Raw genomic sequence first — 16957 nt, forward strand, 5'->3', positions numbered from 1 at the left:
AATGAAAGCACGTGCCCTCTCACTTACATTGCCCGTAATGGCTCCGGCCCTGCTGGCTGTCATCTGGACAGCGCTGGCCCATCGCATAGGAAATCAGGTCATACTGCCCGGAATAGAGCAGGTCGGCATGATCATTCTGGACCCGACCGCGGATCTCATCAGCATGGGCTCGCTGGCCGTAAATGTGCTTGTAAGTCTCGTGCGGGTAATCATGGGCTACACCCTGGCCGCCCTGCTGGCCATCCCGCTCGGGGTTGTCATGGGTTATTACGGCACTGTATTCAAATTTTTCAACGGATTCCTGAACCTGTTCAGACCAATCCCGCCCCTTGCATGGGTTCCGCTGGTAATGGCCTGGTTCGGAATTTCAAGCTTGGCAACCATAAGCGGGGTTGAAAGCGGCAGACTTTACATCTATCTGGACAACATCAAATTTTCCATGCTCTTCATCATCTTCATAGGAGCATTCTACCCCATCCTCACATCCACTATTCACGGGGTCCGCAACGTCAACAAAACTCTTATTGATTCCGCAAGGGTCCTCGGCGCGACTGAAGGCCAAATTTTCCGCAAAGTACTGCTCCCTGCGGCCATGCCGTCCATCATAACCGGTATGCGCATAGGCCTTGGTATTGCCTGGATGTGTCTTGTTTCCGCAGAGATGCTGCCCGGCTCGCTTTCAGGGGTAGGCTACATGATAACTCATGCCTTCACCCTTGCATCTACGGACATCGTAATTGCAGGCATGATCTCCATAGGTTTTGTAGGAGCGGCCATGGATTCCGGTTTCAGGTGGATTGAAAAGAATAAATTCTCATGGCGCAGGATGGACGACTGATGAGCATGGAAGCACAACCAGTTATAAATATTGAAAGACTCAGCAAGGAATTCCTGACCCGCAACGGAACAACTTTCGTAGCTGTGGACGGAGTCAGCCTTGAGGTTCCCCACAACTCCTTCACCTGCATTGTCGGCCCTTCCGGCTGCGGTAAATCCACAATACTGCGTATTGCCGCAGGGTTGGAAAAAAGTTCTTCCGGAAATGTCCAGTACAAGGGAACACCCATTACCGGGCCAACGGCTCAGGTTGGAATGGTTTTTCAGGAATATTCCCTTTTCCCGTGGCTGAACGTGCTGGACAATGTTGCTTCCGGGCTGGAATTCGCCGGGGTCGACAAAAAAAACCGCTACGCTGAAGCCGAGAAATATATCCGCATGATTAACATGACAGATTTCAGGCACGCCTATCCGCACGAATTATCCGGTGGAATGCGCCAGAGAGTTGCAATAGCAAGGGCTCTGGCAAACAATCCCGATGTGCTGCTCATGGACGAACCATTCGGTGCGCTTGACGCGCACACCCGCATCCTGCTTCAGAAGGAGCTTCTCAAAGTCTGGGAAATGACCCGCAAAACCATCATCCTCGTTACCCACAGCGTGGATGAAGCTATCTACCTCGCCGACAGGATAGTGATCATGTCCAGCCGACCGGGGCGCATCCGCCGGGTCCTCGACGTTGACATGGAAAGGCCGCGCAGCAGGTCAGTGCCGCAATTCGGAGAACTTACAGATTATATACTCAAAGAGCTTGAACACTGAGTTAACAGGCTGTTAAGCATAGGATTTCAATGAGAACAGATCTTCTGGCCTTACATGCAATGCCTCCGGCGGCTCTGCGAGGCCAGTTTTGATGCGCTTTGCGCTTTTGACGATCTGATTTCTCCGCCGGCGGCCAAAAGAGCTAAGCCCCTTTGGAATCCCTAAAAAATATACTCATATCCATTTCTTTTTCCTGAAATATCCCAGCATACCGAGGAATATGGCCAGCATTACACCAAGCAGTACAAAATATCCGTACTTGAACTTGAGCTCAGGAATAAATTCAAAATTCATTCCGTAAATACCGGCAAGGAAGGTCAACGGAATGAATATGGTCGCAAAAACGGTAAGGAACTTCATGGTCTCGTTAAGACGGGTGCTTATGGCCATGTTGTACGTATTGTAGAGGTCCGAGAGCATTTCCTTGTATATTTCAAGGGAATCAAAAATCTGGTCGGACATCCCTGAGAGTTCCCGGTAAAATGGCAGTGAGCCTTCCGTGATAAAATCGGTTTCGGTCTTATTGAGCTTTCCGACAATCTCACGCACCGGGCGAACGGACTTGCGCATATATGCCACTTCCCGACGGTAGTAGTTGATCTCTTCAAGCAATTCGGACACAGGGTTATCCACGACCTCTTCTTCCATTTCCTCTATTCTCTCACCGACCTTCTCTATTACCTGGTGGTAGTTCTCCAGAATACAGTCAATGAGGGCATACAGCAGATAATCGGCTCCCTTGCTCCTTATCCTGCCTTTCTTGCGCAACAGTCTGTTGCGCACTGGTTCAAAAACCGATCCGGGTTGCTCCTGAAAAGAAATCAGGTAATCGGGACCAAGAATAAAGCAGACCTGATCGGTCTTCAGCCTACCGCCCTCATCGTCCATGCAGAATATTTTCAAGGTTACAAACACATAATCCTGAAATTCCGTAATGGACGGTCTCTGCCCGGTATCCTGAATATCCTCCAGCACCATTGGCGACAGACTGAAATATTCGCCCATCTCCCTGATCAACTCGGAATCATGAACACCGTCGACATTGAGCCATGAAATCATCCCGATGTCTTCAACATCCTCGATTTCTTCAAGTTCCCCGATGCTGAGATCCTCCATTTCTTCCGAATTGTAGGCTACATACCGGAGGATCGGTTTTTCGACCTTCTGCTTACCTGTGAAGACCAGAGCTCCGGGGGGAAGCCCCGCCTTGAGGTCATTCTTCCTTAGAAAACGTGCCATGAATACCTCCGCAAAAATGGTCGTGTTAATCAGCCTGCAGCATTCGCAATGTCTCTCACATGAATATCCAGCTGAGGGAATGCAATCTCTATCTTCTCTTCACGGAAAGCCTTGTCAATGGCGAAACGCAGTTCAGACATGGTGACAAGGGTAACGTCTATATCATCAATCCAGACCCGCAGAATGAAATCGAGACTGCTGTTGCCGAAGTTGTTGAAGTGGACATAGGGAGCAGGGTTCTTCAAGACATGAGTGTGAGCGGCAGCAAGCCCCAGAAGGACGGCCTTAACTTTATCAATATCAGAACCGTAGGCAACCCCGACAAGAATATCACGCCGGATTATGGAGTTGTTCTTGGTCCAGTTTGTCACCTGAGTAGCGACAAGATCGGAGTTGGGAATCATGATTACGGCATTCTCGAATGTCTCTACCAGTGTGGTTCGGATATTGATCTTCCGTACCGTACACCAGAGTCCGCCAATCTCTATGACGTCCCCCTGCTGGATGGATCGTCCGAAAAGCAGAATGAGCCCACCGATAAAGTTATTAACGATGTTCTGCAGACCGAATCCGATACCGACACTGAGACCACCGGCAATAACGGTTATGCTGGTTAGACTTAGTCCCAGCACGTTCAAGCCGACGAGAGAAAACAGCGACCACACGGCGTAGGTAAACAGAGTCTGGATAGACGGCACCGCTCCCCTCTTGCCCTTTGCCCATCTGCTTCCCACGTACTCGATGGAAATGTTAAATGCAGACACGCACTGGCGGGTCATAAAAAACACTATTGCCAGCCAGACAAGGCTGCCAAGGGATATAGAATAATCGTCATGAGTATAATTCAGCTCCATCAGGCTGGCGACGGCACTTCTTCCAAAAAAATCACTTAGCCAGAAGGCAGCCAGCCCAATACCTACTGACCAGCCAGCAGGAACAGCCAGACTGCGCACAAGCCCCTTCTTGAGTTGAACGCTCATTTCAGTCCGGTGAAAAAGGATATGGGTCCAGGCAGAGCCGAAACCCCTTATGAACAGGCCAAGAGACCATAGTATGGCAAAAACGCAAGCCAGTCTGCCGTACCCAAAAAGGGCGACCAGAAACAACGGGAAAAGCAGATTGTCCTTGCGGGATATGATGGACATACCCTGCAGACGCCCCCGCCGCCAGTTCCGATACATTCCGTAAGCCCAGAACGCGGCAAGAACCAGCAGGAAGATGCAAATGACCAACCGTCCCGGAACCTGCTGTTCAAGCAAAAGTCCGCTGACAATAAAAAGAAGGGCTGCACGGGCTTCTCCGGTTACAAACCTGACCTTCTCCCGACAGATCAATTTGGAAAGTCTTAGCACCGACCAATAGAACACTCCGAATGCCATCAACGCGACTGCGTCAAGGGAATCTCCGAAAACAGCCTTGGCTGAACCGTAAATTGCAAAGGATAAGCAGGCGATAGTCATAAGACGCAAAGATTTCCAGCGCTCTATCTCGGAGCGGTTCTGAAAATAGTCGCTCTTGTCCATCATCCGGATCAGGAAAAGCCCTGTCGTAAAGAGAGCTAATACAATAAAGGCAAACCGGACGAATCCATTATTAAGAGTTTCTCCGGCGGAATTGAACTCTGATTTCTTCAAATCCATCCATGCCTTGGAAGGAAGAATCTTATGCCAGAACTCGGGGATAAATGCCGGGTCCTTGCCATCAAGCAGCCATGAATTCCAAAGCTGGAACAGATTGTTTTTCTCACCCTTATCCAGACCGTCAATTCGGTCCTGCAGACGCATGGCAAGCTTGAGCTGATAGTCTATTTTCTGAAGCTGCTTTTCAGAATCAGCTTTAAGCTTTTTGACATCCCTTAGTCCGTCAGACAGCATCCTTACTACATCTTCAGGAGCACCATCTGGGGCTGAGGTCCAGGCCCGGGTGAACGAATTCAGAATCTCAAGACGGGCCGAACAGTCTTCACGAGCCTGTTTCAGATCATCAAGCATATCCAATGACCTTTGGCCAAGATTCCCAAGACGGTTCTTTAGCCGCTTACGCTGCATGGGAGAAGCCAACGAGGAGCGCTCTGCAAGGGCTATCTGTTGAAACTTATGGCCCCACGTTGTCAGGTTAGCCTGAGAAATTTTAAGAAGTTCCTGAAGCTGGGCATAGTTGATCAGTTCCTCAGCCTCAAACTGTTTGAAACTGCTGATTCGACTGGCAGCAAGACTATAATCCTCCTCCTGTCCCGCAATAAGAACGGACGGTAGCAACATAGTCACAAACAGAACCAGAACGGCACCAGCAAACAACTTACAACTTACTTTCGACACAGAAGAACGTCTCCGTTTAAAATCAATAAAAGAGTACACCAAAATACGACCATGTATAATTGGCAGAATATCTTACACATACACGAACGGCAAATTATTCATGCCCGACATCCACCGAAAATAGGCTTCAAACTTCAATACATCAAACAAACAGTATTCACTTATACCGTGAATCTGCTATCATCCGACTGAAAAGGTTTTAATCTCCGGAAGTGGAAAAACATCGGGAGGCAATAATGACCGATCTCAACTACGCCGACATATCCATCGCTAAGACCCACAAGCTCGAGAAGCTGAACCAGATTCTAGGCCTTGCTGTTCAAGCTCCTTTCTACAAGAAACTATACGAAGGAATTGATCTTCCTCTCAAGAGTCTTGAAGACCTGAAAAGACTTCCGATAATTGACAAGCAGTCACTTTGCTCCGAAGGACAGACCTGCAGTCAGACCCTCTTCACCCGCACTACAGGAGGATTCTACACCTTCTCCACCGGTGGAACCTCAGGACGCATGACCTTTGCCCGTTACGGGCTGGATGAATTCAATGAGGTATGCGAAGGAACCGCCTACGGTCTGGAAGCAAGTGGGATCAGACCCGGAGACCTCGTTGCAAACTGCATCCGTGCCGGCGCCTTCTGGACCGGTTTCCTGATCACATTCAGAGCGCTGGAAAAAATACAATGTAACATCCTGCCCATTACTGACAACCAGCCGGTGGAAAAAACACTTGAATACCTCAAAATGATGAGGCCGAACACAATTTTCGGTATATCGCCAACTCTGGTTCAGATCGCTCAGGAAGCATATCGGCGCAGCATAGACCTTGATATTGAAAAAGTCAGCTTCGCCTCTACCCCGCTTACTGCGGAACAGAAAGAATATCTTTCCTCCATATGGCCGCGTGCATCTTTCCATTCGGCAGGCTACGGGGCTGCAGAAGTAGGGCCCATCGGTTTCCAGTGCAAATTCTGCCAGGGCACTGAGCACCATATTCTTCAGCCTTACTCCATAGTAGAAAGCGATGAGGCAGGAGGAATAATAGCCACTTCGCTCATACGCACGCTTCAGCCTGCGGTACGCATGCGGGTCGGGGATAACATTCAGTGGATCGACGAGCCGTGTCCGTGCGGTCGGACAGCCCCCAGATTCAAGTTGCTGCAACGCTCGGATGAAATCCTCGAATTCAGTCACGACTCTATATCTCTGGAACAAATCGGCTCGTGCCTCAAGGAATTCCGGCAACTCGCTCCTGTATTTCAGGTTCGTCTTGAACTTAACGGCAAGGAAACTGACATCATCCTCAGGGTCGAGGCCTCCGACTGTGAAGCAGTCGATGACTATGAACTTTCCAGCAAGGTCTACCGCTGCATGAGTAACAAGATCGAAGCAATAGGCTCAAATCGAGAAAAGAACAGCATCCGCGTATTCAAAATTCTTATAGTTCCACCCGGAGGAATTCCGCGAATTGAAACAACCGGCAAGATAAGGAGAGTAATAGACAAACGGTTCTAGTTGCTTAGCCCGTGAACCATCATAAGCTTGAAAAGCTGCTCAATAAATTTGCCGGAAACAACATCCGGAAGAGGAAAAGCAGGCATGACTTCTTCATGCAGTACTCCGGTGTATGCAAACCAGATTTCAAACGAAACCCGATCAAGCTGCGGGATCAAAACATTGTGCCAGAGTTGTCCGTCATTGGAGATATCCAGCCCGTGAGCCCGGCACTGCAGGGGACGAAAATCAAACAGCATGCATTTTCCTTCGCTGAGCAGCGGACAACTCATCCCTGCACCGGACAGGCAGTAATCGCTGTTACCCGCGCTTTCCAACTCCCTTCGGAGTTTCCTTTCTGCGCGGGAGGTTTCAACAGCCTTCTCAATGACCTGTAATCTCTCTTCCTGAGTCAGTTCCAAATTCATACAATGGCTCAGGTGCAGGGCCTCAACCAACGAAAGACGGACCGGAGTGCGGCAGCAGCGGTCATGATCAAGTCCGCAGAGAGTGCGGGAATTTGACTTTGCAGCGCGACTCTCCACTTCTTCCACCAGTTTTAAGTAGTCGTTGAAAAAAGGCGAAAGATCCACCAGACGCTTGAATTCAAGCGATGGAGCACGGGCAGACAATTTACCGCTTTTGCGACCGTATTTACGTACCGTCCACCACTGGGCGAAATTCGCCGGTTTTGAACGTAGCGACCTCATCTTCTTTCCGGCCAGCTTGTGGCCCAACCCTCGCCTCAAAAGGTAGGCATTCAAGACAGTACCGGTACGCCCGATTCCATGACGGCAATGAATAAGGACCTTCTTACCGAGGTAAATGGCCTCATCCATCCATGCCAGCGCATTCTCCAGCTCAATCAGCCCGGGAGCCTCCTCATCAGCAAGCGGCAGATAATGAACTTCGAAACCGGCTCCTCGCTCAATCTCATGCAGGTCACAGAACTCACCGCATAGATTGATTATGGCATCTATGCCCTGTTCCCGAATGGAATCAAGCTGGTCATAGCTCATGGGAGCGCAGCCGACAGCAAGTTGATCCGTAACCCAGGTAATAAGATATGCACGGGAATTATTGCAGGTCACCATCGAGACTCTCCGCTTCGTTCACAAAATTTATAACTTCGGCATCCACCTGATCGCCAGTTTCAAGCCGCATGTCCATAAGTCTGGTGACTGCCAGCAGATACCCAAGAACCCTCAACTGCCCTGCCGTTGCGTCCCGATCCAATCTGGAACTGACTGCGTCCAGCATATCGCCGCGAAGGGTCGTATCAAACCCGTAATGCTCAAGCACTCTTTTAATGAATTCAACCCGCAGAATCCTGTTTTCCATTCCGGCTCCGCCTCCCTTGAAGCGGAAGCGGATGTAATTCTGCCCTGCCACGTCCCCGCACAGGGCATCCACTTCGGAAAGGTGGTATCCGAAGCGGATCAACAGGTGCAGGTAATCTTCAGCAAGAATCCCGTAACTGGCCAGCAGCTTTGAATCCTTTGTAAATATCCCTGCGGACATTCGGTCAAAATCCTCCCAATCCACATGGGTCATGGATTCCGGCCAAGATACCCTGCTGTCGGAAAGTCCACGCCAGAGGTGAACCATCGGTAGACTGAGCATATCCTGCGGAAACAAGGTCTTGTTGCCTGCGGACTCCCGGGTAAGTCCGCCCTCAAGGTCCATAAGATAGATAACCAACGGAAGCCCGGTCTCCAACCTTCTGGCTGCCCTCATTCCCAAACCGCGCCGATCCACCAGCGAAAACATTTCGCGCACAGACATTTCATGGCAATAGCGGACAAAGTCATGGAGTGAACGGCACCCCTGCGGATTGAATAAATCCGCCTCAACATCAGTAAGATTCAACTTTACTGTATGCGGAGCAATATCCCTGTAAAGATCAAGGACCCGCTGGGAAACACCGGCACTGCTGAAAGAGCGGGTCAAAACATCTTCCACACAGCCATCGTAGATCGCCCCCTCACGGCCATCCACGGTAACAAGCTGCCCCGGCCTGAAGCTGTCCATTATATTTCCGACCAGCACGGGAATTCCCATTTCCCTTGCAACAGAGGCAAAATGGCTCGCCCTGCTTCCGTTAACGGCAAGCACTGCATTCATGTTTGCGGAAAAGGTCAGAAGTGCGGGCTTAAGAGTCGGGGTTACAACAACAGAGCCTTCAGGAATCCGGGCAATCTCCTCGCCAGTCCGGGCAAAATATATTTCTCCGCATCCGGCACCGTATGATGCACGTTCAAGTCCCTCAATTACCGGCATGGCCGGTATTGGACCGTGTTCTACCGTGGCAGAGGAATGTTCACGCTGCAAAGGTCTGGTCTGTAGAATATAAAAATTTCCGGTACCATCAACAGCCCATTCAACATCCTGCGGGCAGCCGAAATGATTTTCAAGACGCAGCACGCATGACGCAAGCTTCTTAAGAACAGCTTCTTCCGGCAACATATCCGGATTGAATACACAATCACTGACCGGAACCGGATCATCACTGCGCAGAAGTGAAACCTTGGTCGGGACCACGCTACCGTCCACCAGAGTCCCCCCAAGCCCGCGCACCGCATAAATGCCGACAGAGTCCCTGTTCATACAGTCGGGGTCGACCGAGTAGGCCACACCGGCGCAGACGGCTTCGATCATGGGAATTACCAGTACCGCCATGGCCGTGTCATTGTCAGTTAGTCCGTTCGAAATTCGATACGAAACAGCACGGGGACAATATTTACCGGCCAGAACCCGCTTGTAACCGTCAAGCACATCCTCCGGTCTGATGTTCAGCTCACTGGCATACTGACCGGCAAAGGAAATCTCACTATCCTCGGAAAGCGCACTGGAACGGACAGCCAGCAATCCCCCGTCCGGAAGTAACTGGGCGATACGTGCCTCAATTTCACAGGCCAGGTCCGGCGGAACTTCCCCGTCCAGAATAAGTTCCTGCATTTCCAGCGTGAGTCCAGATAACCGGGCCCGGTCACCGGCTTCCATTCTGGCGAGTCGCGCCTCAAGCTCCTGGCGCAGTCCGTTGTAATCAATAAAATATTGGAATGAATTAGCCGTGATAACAAAGCCGGGAGGAACTGCGACGTCTCCAAGAGCAAGCACCCGGCCCAGATTTGCCCCCTTGCCGCCGGCCAGATGCAGTTTTTCACCAGCCTCAATCAATGGAATTGTATAGGGAGGACCACTATCTGGTAACGGGAACTTCGCGCTGGCATGGACCTTGGCAACAAGATCATCAAAACAGTCATCAAGCTTCTGATAAACAAGCGGATTCATATCCTGCAGGCATACAACCATACCTTTTACGGCCTCAGCCAGCTCATTGACGGCTCCGTTTACAAAGAATCTATCCACCAGCCTGCGCCCATGAAAAATATCCTCAAGATCAGCTATCAGGTCCAGTGCACGTGCGTCATATTCAAGCAGCATCTTAAAAGCTTTGAACTTTCCTTGCAGACTTGAACCGGGAGTAAACACCCGGCCAAGAACAAATTTCAATACATCAAAACGCCCCATAATTCCCCGCTTTCGACTGTAGATGCCAGTACGTGTAATGCCGGAACACATAATTTGTTACCAGATGGTCCAGCTATCCGTTACGTAATATCTTTCAACATCTTGTACAAAGAGTTCCGTCCATGTATACATTAATTTGAATTAAAATTTTTTAGAACAGGAATACCTGACAATATGAAATTCATAAAGAAATGGTGGCTGGCAGCCTGCTTTATCTCCATGACGCTGATCTCGATGGCTATCATCATTATTCCGTCATCCATCACCAGCCGCGACTCCCTGAACACTCTTGCTCAGGATATAATGATCAACATATCCTCCTATACTCTGGATAAATCTGAAAGCTATCTGCTTCCTGCTGAAAAAGCCGCGGAGCTCACCCGCTTTCTTGCGGACAGCAAGATAGTAAGCAGCGAAGCTCCACAAGCAATGATTAAATATTTCTACCAGCAGATGGCCATGTATCCCCAGTTTACGAGTGTATACTACGGCAATATCGACGGAGAATTCTTCATGGCTTCCCGCTCAAATGCAAAGAGCACCGGAGGCTATTATACCAAAATAATCAAAATAAATGATGGAATTCGGACATGCGTACTAAGCTGGTCCACTCCCGATCAGGAAATAATTGAATCCATCAACGCCCCGGAAGACAAGTATGATCCCCGGCAGAGACCGTGGTTTATCGACGCACTTATGAATAACGATGTGGTCTGGACAGCACCTTACCTTTTTTATACCGGCAACAAGCCCGGCATAACAACGGCCAGCCCGGTTTACGACGATCAGGGAGTCCTTCAGGGAGTAGTCGGCGTCGACATCAGCATTGAGGAACTTTCAATCTTCTTAAGCAAACTTACCATAGGTGAACACGGCAAGGCCTTCATAGTCAACAGCAGCGGAGATGTTGTGGCATTTCCGGACCTCAGTGAACTGAAGCAGATAGGACAGGACGGACAAAAGATACGACTCAGCAAGATTACGGAACTGAAGGACACAGTCAGCCGCCATGCATTTGAATCACTGAACCTCCCTCCGGACAAACTGCCGGAAAAACCCGTATTCACCAGCTTTATTCATGACGACATGCGCTACAGTGCCATGTTCACCCCTTTCACGGATTCACAGTGGCCATGGCTTATCGGCATATACATTCCTGAAAACGATTATCTGGGCGGGATAAAGCAGACGCGCAGGATCAATATTTTCATCGCCCTTTGCGTGATGATTCTTGCGGGTTTCACCGGCTGGTACGTGGCCCGCAAACTTGAAATGAGCAAAGAAGACGCGGTAAAGGCCAATAAGGCAAAAAGCCGCTTCCTTGCAGTGATGAGCCATGAGATACGCACTCCGATGAACGTGATTCTAGGGGCGACCGATCTGCTCAGAAATTCCAACCCCAGCGATAACCAGACTTCTTACATCAAGCTCCTGAGCAATGCAGGCGCTGGTCTTCTGGACCTGCTCAACGACATTCTGGACATGTCAAAGGTGGAAGCCGGTCTGCTTGAACTGGAATCCATCAACTTCAATCCCCGCTCACTTCTCCAGCAGACAGTGAACGTCTTCTCCATTGCAGCTAAAAGCAAAGAAATTGAGCTCAAACTTGAACTCGATTCAAGTTTTCCCACGAAGATAATCGGCGATCCGGTCCGTCTGAAACAGGTGCTGATCAACCTCATAGGAAATGCCGTAAAGTTCACTTCAAGCGGCGGGGTATATGTTGAGGCCAGAGCAGTCAAATCGATCAAAAGCAACAGATGCAAACTCATATTTACGGTCAAGGATACAGGCCCGGGAATACCGCAAAGCCAGCACAAAGCAATTTTCGAAAGCTTTACTCAGGCGGACAAGTCCGTAACCCGCGAACATGCCGGAACAGGTCTTGGACTCTCCATAAGCAAAAACATAAGCCACCTGATGGACGGCGATATTGAAGTGATCAGCAGTCCCGGTTCAGGCAGCACGTTTATATTTACCGCTTCATTTGAAATGGGCAGCAGCAAATCATCTTCTGATAAGCCAGAAGACGAAGCTGCAGCCAACGACGTAAAGCCGTGCAAGGTCCTTCTGGTTGAAGATAACAAAAGCAATCAGATTCTATTCACCCATTATCTTCAGGATTCTCCACACCAGATCTTTACTGCTGAAAACGGAGAGGAAGGGATCAAGACCTTCATAAAGGAAAAACCTGATATCGTTTTTATGGATATAGAAATGCCGGTGATGGACGGTTATGAGGCCACCAGGAAGATCAGGGACTGGGAAAAGAAAATGCAGTCAGCTTCAGTTCCCATCATAGCATTGTCAGCACATGCTATTAAAGGAACTGAAGACAATGTAAAACAGGCCGGGTGCTCCGGCTATATAACCAAACCCGTCACCAGACTCCAACTTCTGGATAGGATTGGACAAAAGGATAATAAGAACTATTCTTGACAAGATAATTTTAAATGATAAAAAAGTTTTAAGAACCTCAGCAACAGGCTAATATGATAACCATATATCTATTTCCTTAAAAAGTTCACTCATAACTAATAACCGCATTAAGGAGATCAACAATGAATTCAAGAAGAAAGTTCATGACAATGTCAGTCGCAGCAGCCGCAGCCGTAACCCTGTTGCCCGTTACTGAAGCGGCAGCAAAAGGGCAGAAATATCCGTCCAACATTATCTACACAGACAAAGACCCGGGCGTGTGGGCAAAAAAAGCTGGAAGCCATCTTCCGCAGGTTGAGCTTCAGAATGGAAAGGTAGTCATACAGACTCTGCATCCGATGACTCAGGAGCATTACATTGTTCGTCATACTCTCGTTGATCAGGATGGTAATGTAATCGGCGCAAAGACTTTTTCAAATACAGATGAAAAAGCCATCTCCAGATTCGACCTTCCTGCCGGCAGCAAAGGTAAAACTTTTTATGCGACCAGTTTCTGTAACAAACACGACTTCTGGGTAAACAAGGTTCAATTGTAACTGAAACATCCGCCCGTCTATAGATGGGCGGATGTAAAAATATGCTTCAACCATACATTCGGAGTTCATTTCAACATGTATTTCAAGCAACTTACTACTGAAGGTCTGGGCTGCTATTCATATGTCATAGGCTGCCTGGCTGCAGGTGAAATGGTTATCGTCGACCCCCGTAGGGATGTTCAGGAATATTTTGATATATCCCGTGAAGAGGGAATGAAAATCACCAAAGTCATCAACACTCACGTTCATGCCGACCATGTTGGAGGAGAACAGGAACTGCGCTCCATTGTCGGAGCTGAACTCATGATCCACGAGAATGCTGATGTGGGTTACGTGCATACCCCTATTGCCGAAGGAGATTCCCTGACCGTAGGCAATGCCAAACTGGACTTTCTATACACACCTGGACACACTCCCAATGCCATTTCCATTCTGGTAACCGACATTGCCCGAGGAAATGAGCCGTGGATGATCTTAACCGGAGACCTGCTTTTTGTCGGCGACATCGGACGCCCGGATCTCCCCGGGAATGAGATTCTGGATGAACAAGTAGCGAACCTCTATGACAGCCTGTACAATAAGCTTGGCAATCTTCCTGATTATCTGGAAGTATTCCCTGCACATGGACAGGGATCCCTCTGCGGCAAGGGCATGAGTGCCAAACCCAGCAGCACGCTTGGTTATGAGAGGCGGTACAACCCGATGCTTGGATTCAAGGACTTTGATTCTTTCAAAAAGAAGGTAATGGAATCCTTCCCCAGCAGGCCGAAATCTTTCACCCATATCATCAATACAAATTTTCAGGGAGCACCGCTTCTTGAACGCTGTCCCCTCGACAGGGCCATGAACCCTGAAAAATTCCGCCAGATGATCGACAACGGCTGTACGGTCATTGATGTCCGCGACGCTGCAGGGTTCGGAGGATTTCATATCCCCGGCAGCATTAACATAGGACTGGAAAAGCAACTGGCCAACTGGGTCGGAATGGCTGTGGAACCGGATTCGGACCTGCTGCTGGTGGTCAATTCCAGACAGGATTACGACCGTATGTGCACCGAGCTGCACCGCATCGGCTATGACAGAATTTTCGGCTACCTGCACGGCGGAATCAGTGCATGGCTGCTGGCCGGGTATCCGGTAGAAAGCCTTGCCCAGAAATCGGCGGAAGACCTTCGCAGGGCTTTTGAAGAAAAGAAAGACTTCGTTCTCCTTGACGTGCGAACACCTGCTGAGTGGCAGAACGGACACATTCAGGGTGCAATACATAAACCCTTTGCACAGGTACTTGATGAAGGCATTGATGTGGACAAGGAAACCCCGATAATTGTGATGTGCGGTTCAGGCTATCGTTCCAACATTGCCGGAAGCTCACTGCAAAGTAACGGTTACAGAAATGTGTGTTCACTGGCAGGCGGAGCAATCGCCTGGGCACGGTCTGGTTTTAAACTGTCCTAAGGCAGGTAATGCTCAAGTCAGTTCTGAGTAACCTGAAAAACTTGGAAAACGGTACCTGGAATTATCCCAAAAGCAGTAGACCAACACAACAACTTCCATGACTACAAGCTAAAAACAGGCCGCATATCCGTATGGATATGCGGCCTGTTTAACGAATAATCAGTATTAGCAGCGGCAGACACTAATTCGCGGCATCTGCGGGATTGAGGATTTTAAACAGATCATCAATCTGCCCCTGAATTTCAGGAAGCATTTCCTCAAACTGAGCACCTGCTATCCCGGTCTTAGCCCAGGCATCGTGATCTATAAAACCTAACACTGAGGACAGCCCATGATTATACCCCATTGCCCGGGACATGAAACAGGCCAGATGTGTAACCATGGCGTCAGGATCTGACTTTACCTTTGAAGGATTATGGTGTCCCGCTGCCGCAGCAATCAGATGCCGTGGAAAATCCCAGTCCTTCAAGACGATACCGCCTAACATGGCATGATTGAAACCGAGAAGATCATATTCGGCGTGATAGAAAGACTCCCCTTTACGATCAGCAAGATCAACCAGTTCCAACGCAAGCCCATGATTGCTCTCAAATATCAGAAACAAACCGATGTCGTGGACCAGGCCGCCCGCAAAGAACCGCTCAGGATCACTGAAATCCATTGCATTGGCGATCCTGCTGGCAATTACCGCACAGGCAATAGAATGCTTCCAGAATTTTTCAACGCTCAATACAGCGTACTTTGATCTCCTGAAAAGGCTGATGGAAGCAGTACCCAAGGCCAATCCCCCGGCATCCTTGAATCCAAGAACTTTCACCGCCTTGGCCGCCGTGTCGACCTTCTCGCCGCTTGCAAGCAACCGCTTGTTCGCAAGGCGCAGAACCGAAGCAACAAGTTTCGGATCCTGACGGATAATTTCCACAAGCTCAGCTTCACCGGCCTCTGGATCATCAAGAACCTGCTGCAGACGAGCCTGAATCTGCGGCAGAGCAGGAAGGATGACCTTTGTTTCCAAAAAATCGCGAACTTTCACAGGCTTTCTTCCGTGCCACGGCTCAATATCGGCAGGCCTAGGTGCAACTTGAAACACCTGGGGTTCAAGAAGCATCTTTCTATAAATATTTCTAAATGCGATTTTTTTCAGAATCCTGATCAGCTCGGAATCTCCGGACTGACTGAAAAGTCGCTTAACATAATTAATAGCAGCGTCTTTAACAGCCGGATTCAATTTCTCTGTATTCAGTTCTGTCTGCATAAAATGACCTTATCAGACTGAGGACACACCTATTGAGGATTCAAAATCTTGAATATTTCTTCAATGAGATCCTGTATCTCAGGAAGCATCTCGATAAACTGTTCTCCGGTTATTCCTATCTGCTCCCATGCTTCAGGAGAGATAAATCCCAGTACCGACGAAACACCAAGATCATATCCAAGGGCACGGGCCATAAAATCAGCGATGTGAACAACTCCGGCATCCGGATCCTTAATCGCTTTTTCCGGGTTGTGATGACCTGCGGTCGCTATCACAAGCTGCTTTGGGAAATTCCAGTCCTTGATAATTACCCCACCCAGAATGGCATGATCGAAACCAAGAAGTTCCTGCTCGGCAGAATAAAGACTGTCCCCCTTGTTTTTGGCCATATCCAAAAGCTCAAGGGCAAGTCCGGCACTGCTTTCAAAAATGACGTACAGCCCTATGTCATGTAGCATGCCGCCAACAAAAAAACGTTCAGGATCACCAAGCCCGGCAACACGGGCAATCTCCTGAGCAATAACACCACAGGCAATGGAATGCTTCCAAAACCTTTCCACATGCAGCACAGAAACAGACTTGGAACGTTTGAAAAGACTCAACGACACAGTACCCAACGCAAGGGAACCGGCCTGTTTGAAACCTAGCAGAGCAACAGCACGACTGGGAGTATCCACTTCTGTCCTGAAACTGAACATGGCGCTGTTGGCAAGGCGTAAAATGGCAGCCACCAGTTTGGGGTCCTTGCTTATAACCTTAGCGAGGTCATCTGCGGAACTATCAGGATCATTAATAACCTTCTGTATCTCCAACAAAACCTGCGGAAGGGAGGGAAGAACCACCTTGGATTTCAAGAAATCCCTTGGGCCGTCCGGCTTCTGCCCATGCCACGGCTCAACACCAGCGGGGCGCGGACGCGGTTGAAATTCATCCGGCTCAAGAATCATTTTCTTGTATACCCGCTTAAATGATTCCTTCATAAGGACCCGGATCAACTCTGAATCTCCAGACTGACTGAATAACTTTTTAGTATATTTTATTGCTTCATCCTTCACCTGCGGATTAAGCGTCTTGGTACTCTCTATTTCCTGC

General features: G+C 49.1%; 12 protein-coding genes. 6 read left to right on the forward strand and 6 right to left on the reverse strand.

Annotated features, from left to right (window positions below; genetic code table 11):
* Position 1: 1 nt before the first annotated feature.
* Positions 2-838, forward strand: a complete 837-nt coding sequence (locus N7E73_RS00475; protein WP_432736704.1) for an ABC transporter permease — start codon at positions 2-4, stop codon at positions 836-838.
* Positions 838-1599: an ABC transporter ATP-binding protein gene (locus N7E73_RS00480; protein ID WP_432736706.1), complete on the forward strand. Its 762-nt coding sequence runs from the start codon at positions 838-840 to the stop codon at positions 1597-1599. The genes N7E73_RS00475 and N7E73_RS00480 overlap by 1 nt, the downstream gene beginning before the upstream one ends.
* Before the next feature lie 174 nt (positions 1600-1773).
* Here N7E73_RS00480 and corA read toward each other — a convergent pair whose 3' ends face one another.
* The gene (gene corA, locus N7E73_RS00485) at positions 1774-2838 is read right to left on the reverse strand and encodes a magnesium/cobalt transporter CorA (protein WP_432736707.1); all 1065 of its coding nucleotides are present in this window, start codon (positions 2836-2838) and stop codon (positions 1774-1776) included.
* A 29-nt stretch (positions 2839-2867) separates the two neighbouring features.
* A complete protein-coding gene (locus N7E73_RS00490; RefSeq protein ID WP_432736710.1) occupies positions 2868-5156 on the reverse strand; it encodes a mechanosensitive ion channel family protein in 2289 nt (762 codons plus the stop codon).
* Between the two features lie 236 nt (positions 5157-5392).
* Between N7E73_RS00490 and N7E73_RS00495 the strand changes: the two genes are divergently transcribed.
* The gene (locus N7E73_RS00495) at positions 5393-6667 is read left to right on the forward strand and encodes a phenylacetate--CoA ligase family protein (protein ID WP_432736711.1); all 1275 of its coding nucleotides are present in this window, start codon (positions 5393-5395) and stop codon (positions 6665-6667) included.
* Here the strand turns inward: N7E73_RS00495 and N7E73_RS00500 are convergent.
* On the reverse strand, positions 6664-7740 hold the full coding sequence (locus N7E73_RS00500; protein WP_432736714.1) for a protein-tyrosine phosphatase family protein: 1077 nt from the start codon (positions 7738-7740) through the stop codon (positions 6664-6666). The genes N7E73_RS00495 and N7E73_RS00500 overlap by 4 nt on opposite strands.
* A complete protein-coding gene (locus N7E73_RS00505) occupies positions 7724-10180 on the reverse strand; it encodes a PEP/pyruvate-binding domain-containing protein (RefSeq protein WP_432736716.1) in 2457 nt (818 codons plus the stop codon). Before N7E73_RS00505 ends, N7E73_RS00500 begins: the two co-directional genes overlap by 17 nt.
* 174 nt (positions 10181-10354) lie before the next feature.
* Between N7E73_RS00505 and N7E73_RS00510 the strand changes: the two genes are divergently transcribed.
* From N7E73_RS00510 to N7E73_RS00520, 3 genes are all read left to right on the forward strand, one after another.
* The gene (locus tag N7E73_RS00510; protein ID WP_432736718.1) at positions 10355-12619 is read left to right on the forward strand and encodes an ATP-binding protein; all 2265 of its coding nucleotides are present in this window, start codon (positions 10355-10357) and stop codon (positions 12617-12619) included.
* Between the two features lie 122 nt (positions 12620-12741).
* Positions 12742-13155 carry a desulfoferrodoxin family protein gene (locus N7E73_RS00515; RefSeq protein WP_432736720.1) on the forward strand — a complete coding sequence of 138 codons (414 nt, stop codon included), beginning with the start codon at positions 12742-12744 and terminating at the stop codon, positions 13153-13155.
* Between the two features lie 75 nt (positions 13156-13230).
* Positions 13231-14610 (forward strand): MBL fold metallo-hydrolase, encoded by a 1380-nt coding sequence (locus N7E73_RS00520; protein ID WP_432736723.1) that lies wholly within the window; start codon positions 13231-13233, stop codon positions 14608-14610.
* Between the two features lie 181 nt (positions 14611-14791).
* Here the strand turns inward: N7E73_RS00520 and N7E73_RS00525 are convergent, their stop codons facing one another.
* On the reverse strand, positions 14792-15643 hold the full coding sequence (locus tag N7E73_RS00525; RefSeq protein WP_432736724.1) for an HDOD domain-containing protein: 852 nt from the start codon (positions 15641-15643) through the stop codon (positions 14792-14794).
* A 251-nt stretch (positions 15644-15894) separates the two neighbouring features.
* Entirely contained in the window at positions 15895-16845 is a 951-nt protein-coding gene (locus tag N7E73_RS00530; RefSeq protein WP_432736726.1) for an HDOD domain-containing protein, read from the reverse strand.
* Positions 16846-16957: the final 112 nt, after the last annotated feature.

The organism is Maridesulfovibrio sp. FT414, from assembly GCF_050916235.1.
Lineage (GTDB): Bacteria > Desulfobacterota > Desulfovibrionia > Desulfovibrionales > Desulfovibrionaceae > Maridesulfovibrio.

Coding starts and splice junctions, on each gene's coding strand:
- N7E73_RS00475 (WP_432736704.1), top strand. CDS start 2: ATGAAAGCACGTGCCCTCTCACTTACATTGCCCGTAATGGCTCCGGCC.
- N7E73_RS00480 (WP_432736706.1), top strand. CDS start 838: ATGAGCATGGAAGCACAACCAGTTATAAATATTGAAAGACTCAGCAAG.
- corA (WP_432736707.1), bottom strand. CDS start 2,838: ATGGCACGTTTTCTAAGGAAGAATGACCTCAAGGCGGGGCTTCCCCCC.
- N7E73_RS00495 (WP_432736711.1), top strand. CDS start 5,393: ATGACCGATCTCAACTACGCCGACATATCCATCGCTAAGACCCACAAG.
- N7E73_RS00500 (WP_432736714.1), bottom strand. CDS start 7,740: ATGGTGACCTGCAATAATTCCCGTGCATATCTTATTACCTGGGTTACG.
- N7E73_RS00505 (WP_432736716.1), bottom strand. CDS start 10,180: ATGGGGCGTTTTGATGTATTGAAATTTGTTCTTGGCCGGGTGTTTACT.
- N7E73_RS00510 (WP_432736718.1), top strand. CDS start 10,355: ATGAAATTCATAAAGAAATGGTGGCTGGCAGCCTGCTTTATCTCCATG.
- N7E73_RS00515 (WP_432736720.1), top strand. CDS start 12,742: ATGAATTCAAGAAGAAAGTTCATGACAATGTCAGTCGCAGCAGCCGCA.
- N7E73_RS00520 (WP_432736723.1), top strand. CDS start 13,231: ATGTATTTCAAGCAACTTACTACTGAAGGTCTGGGCTGCTATTCATAT.
- N7E73_RS00530 (WP_432736726.1), bottom strand. CDS start 16,845: ATGAAGGAATCATTTAAGCGGGTATACAAGAAAATGATTCTTGAGCCG.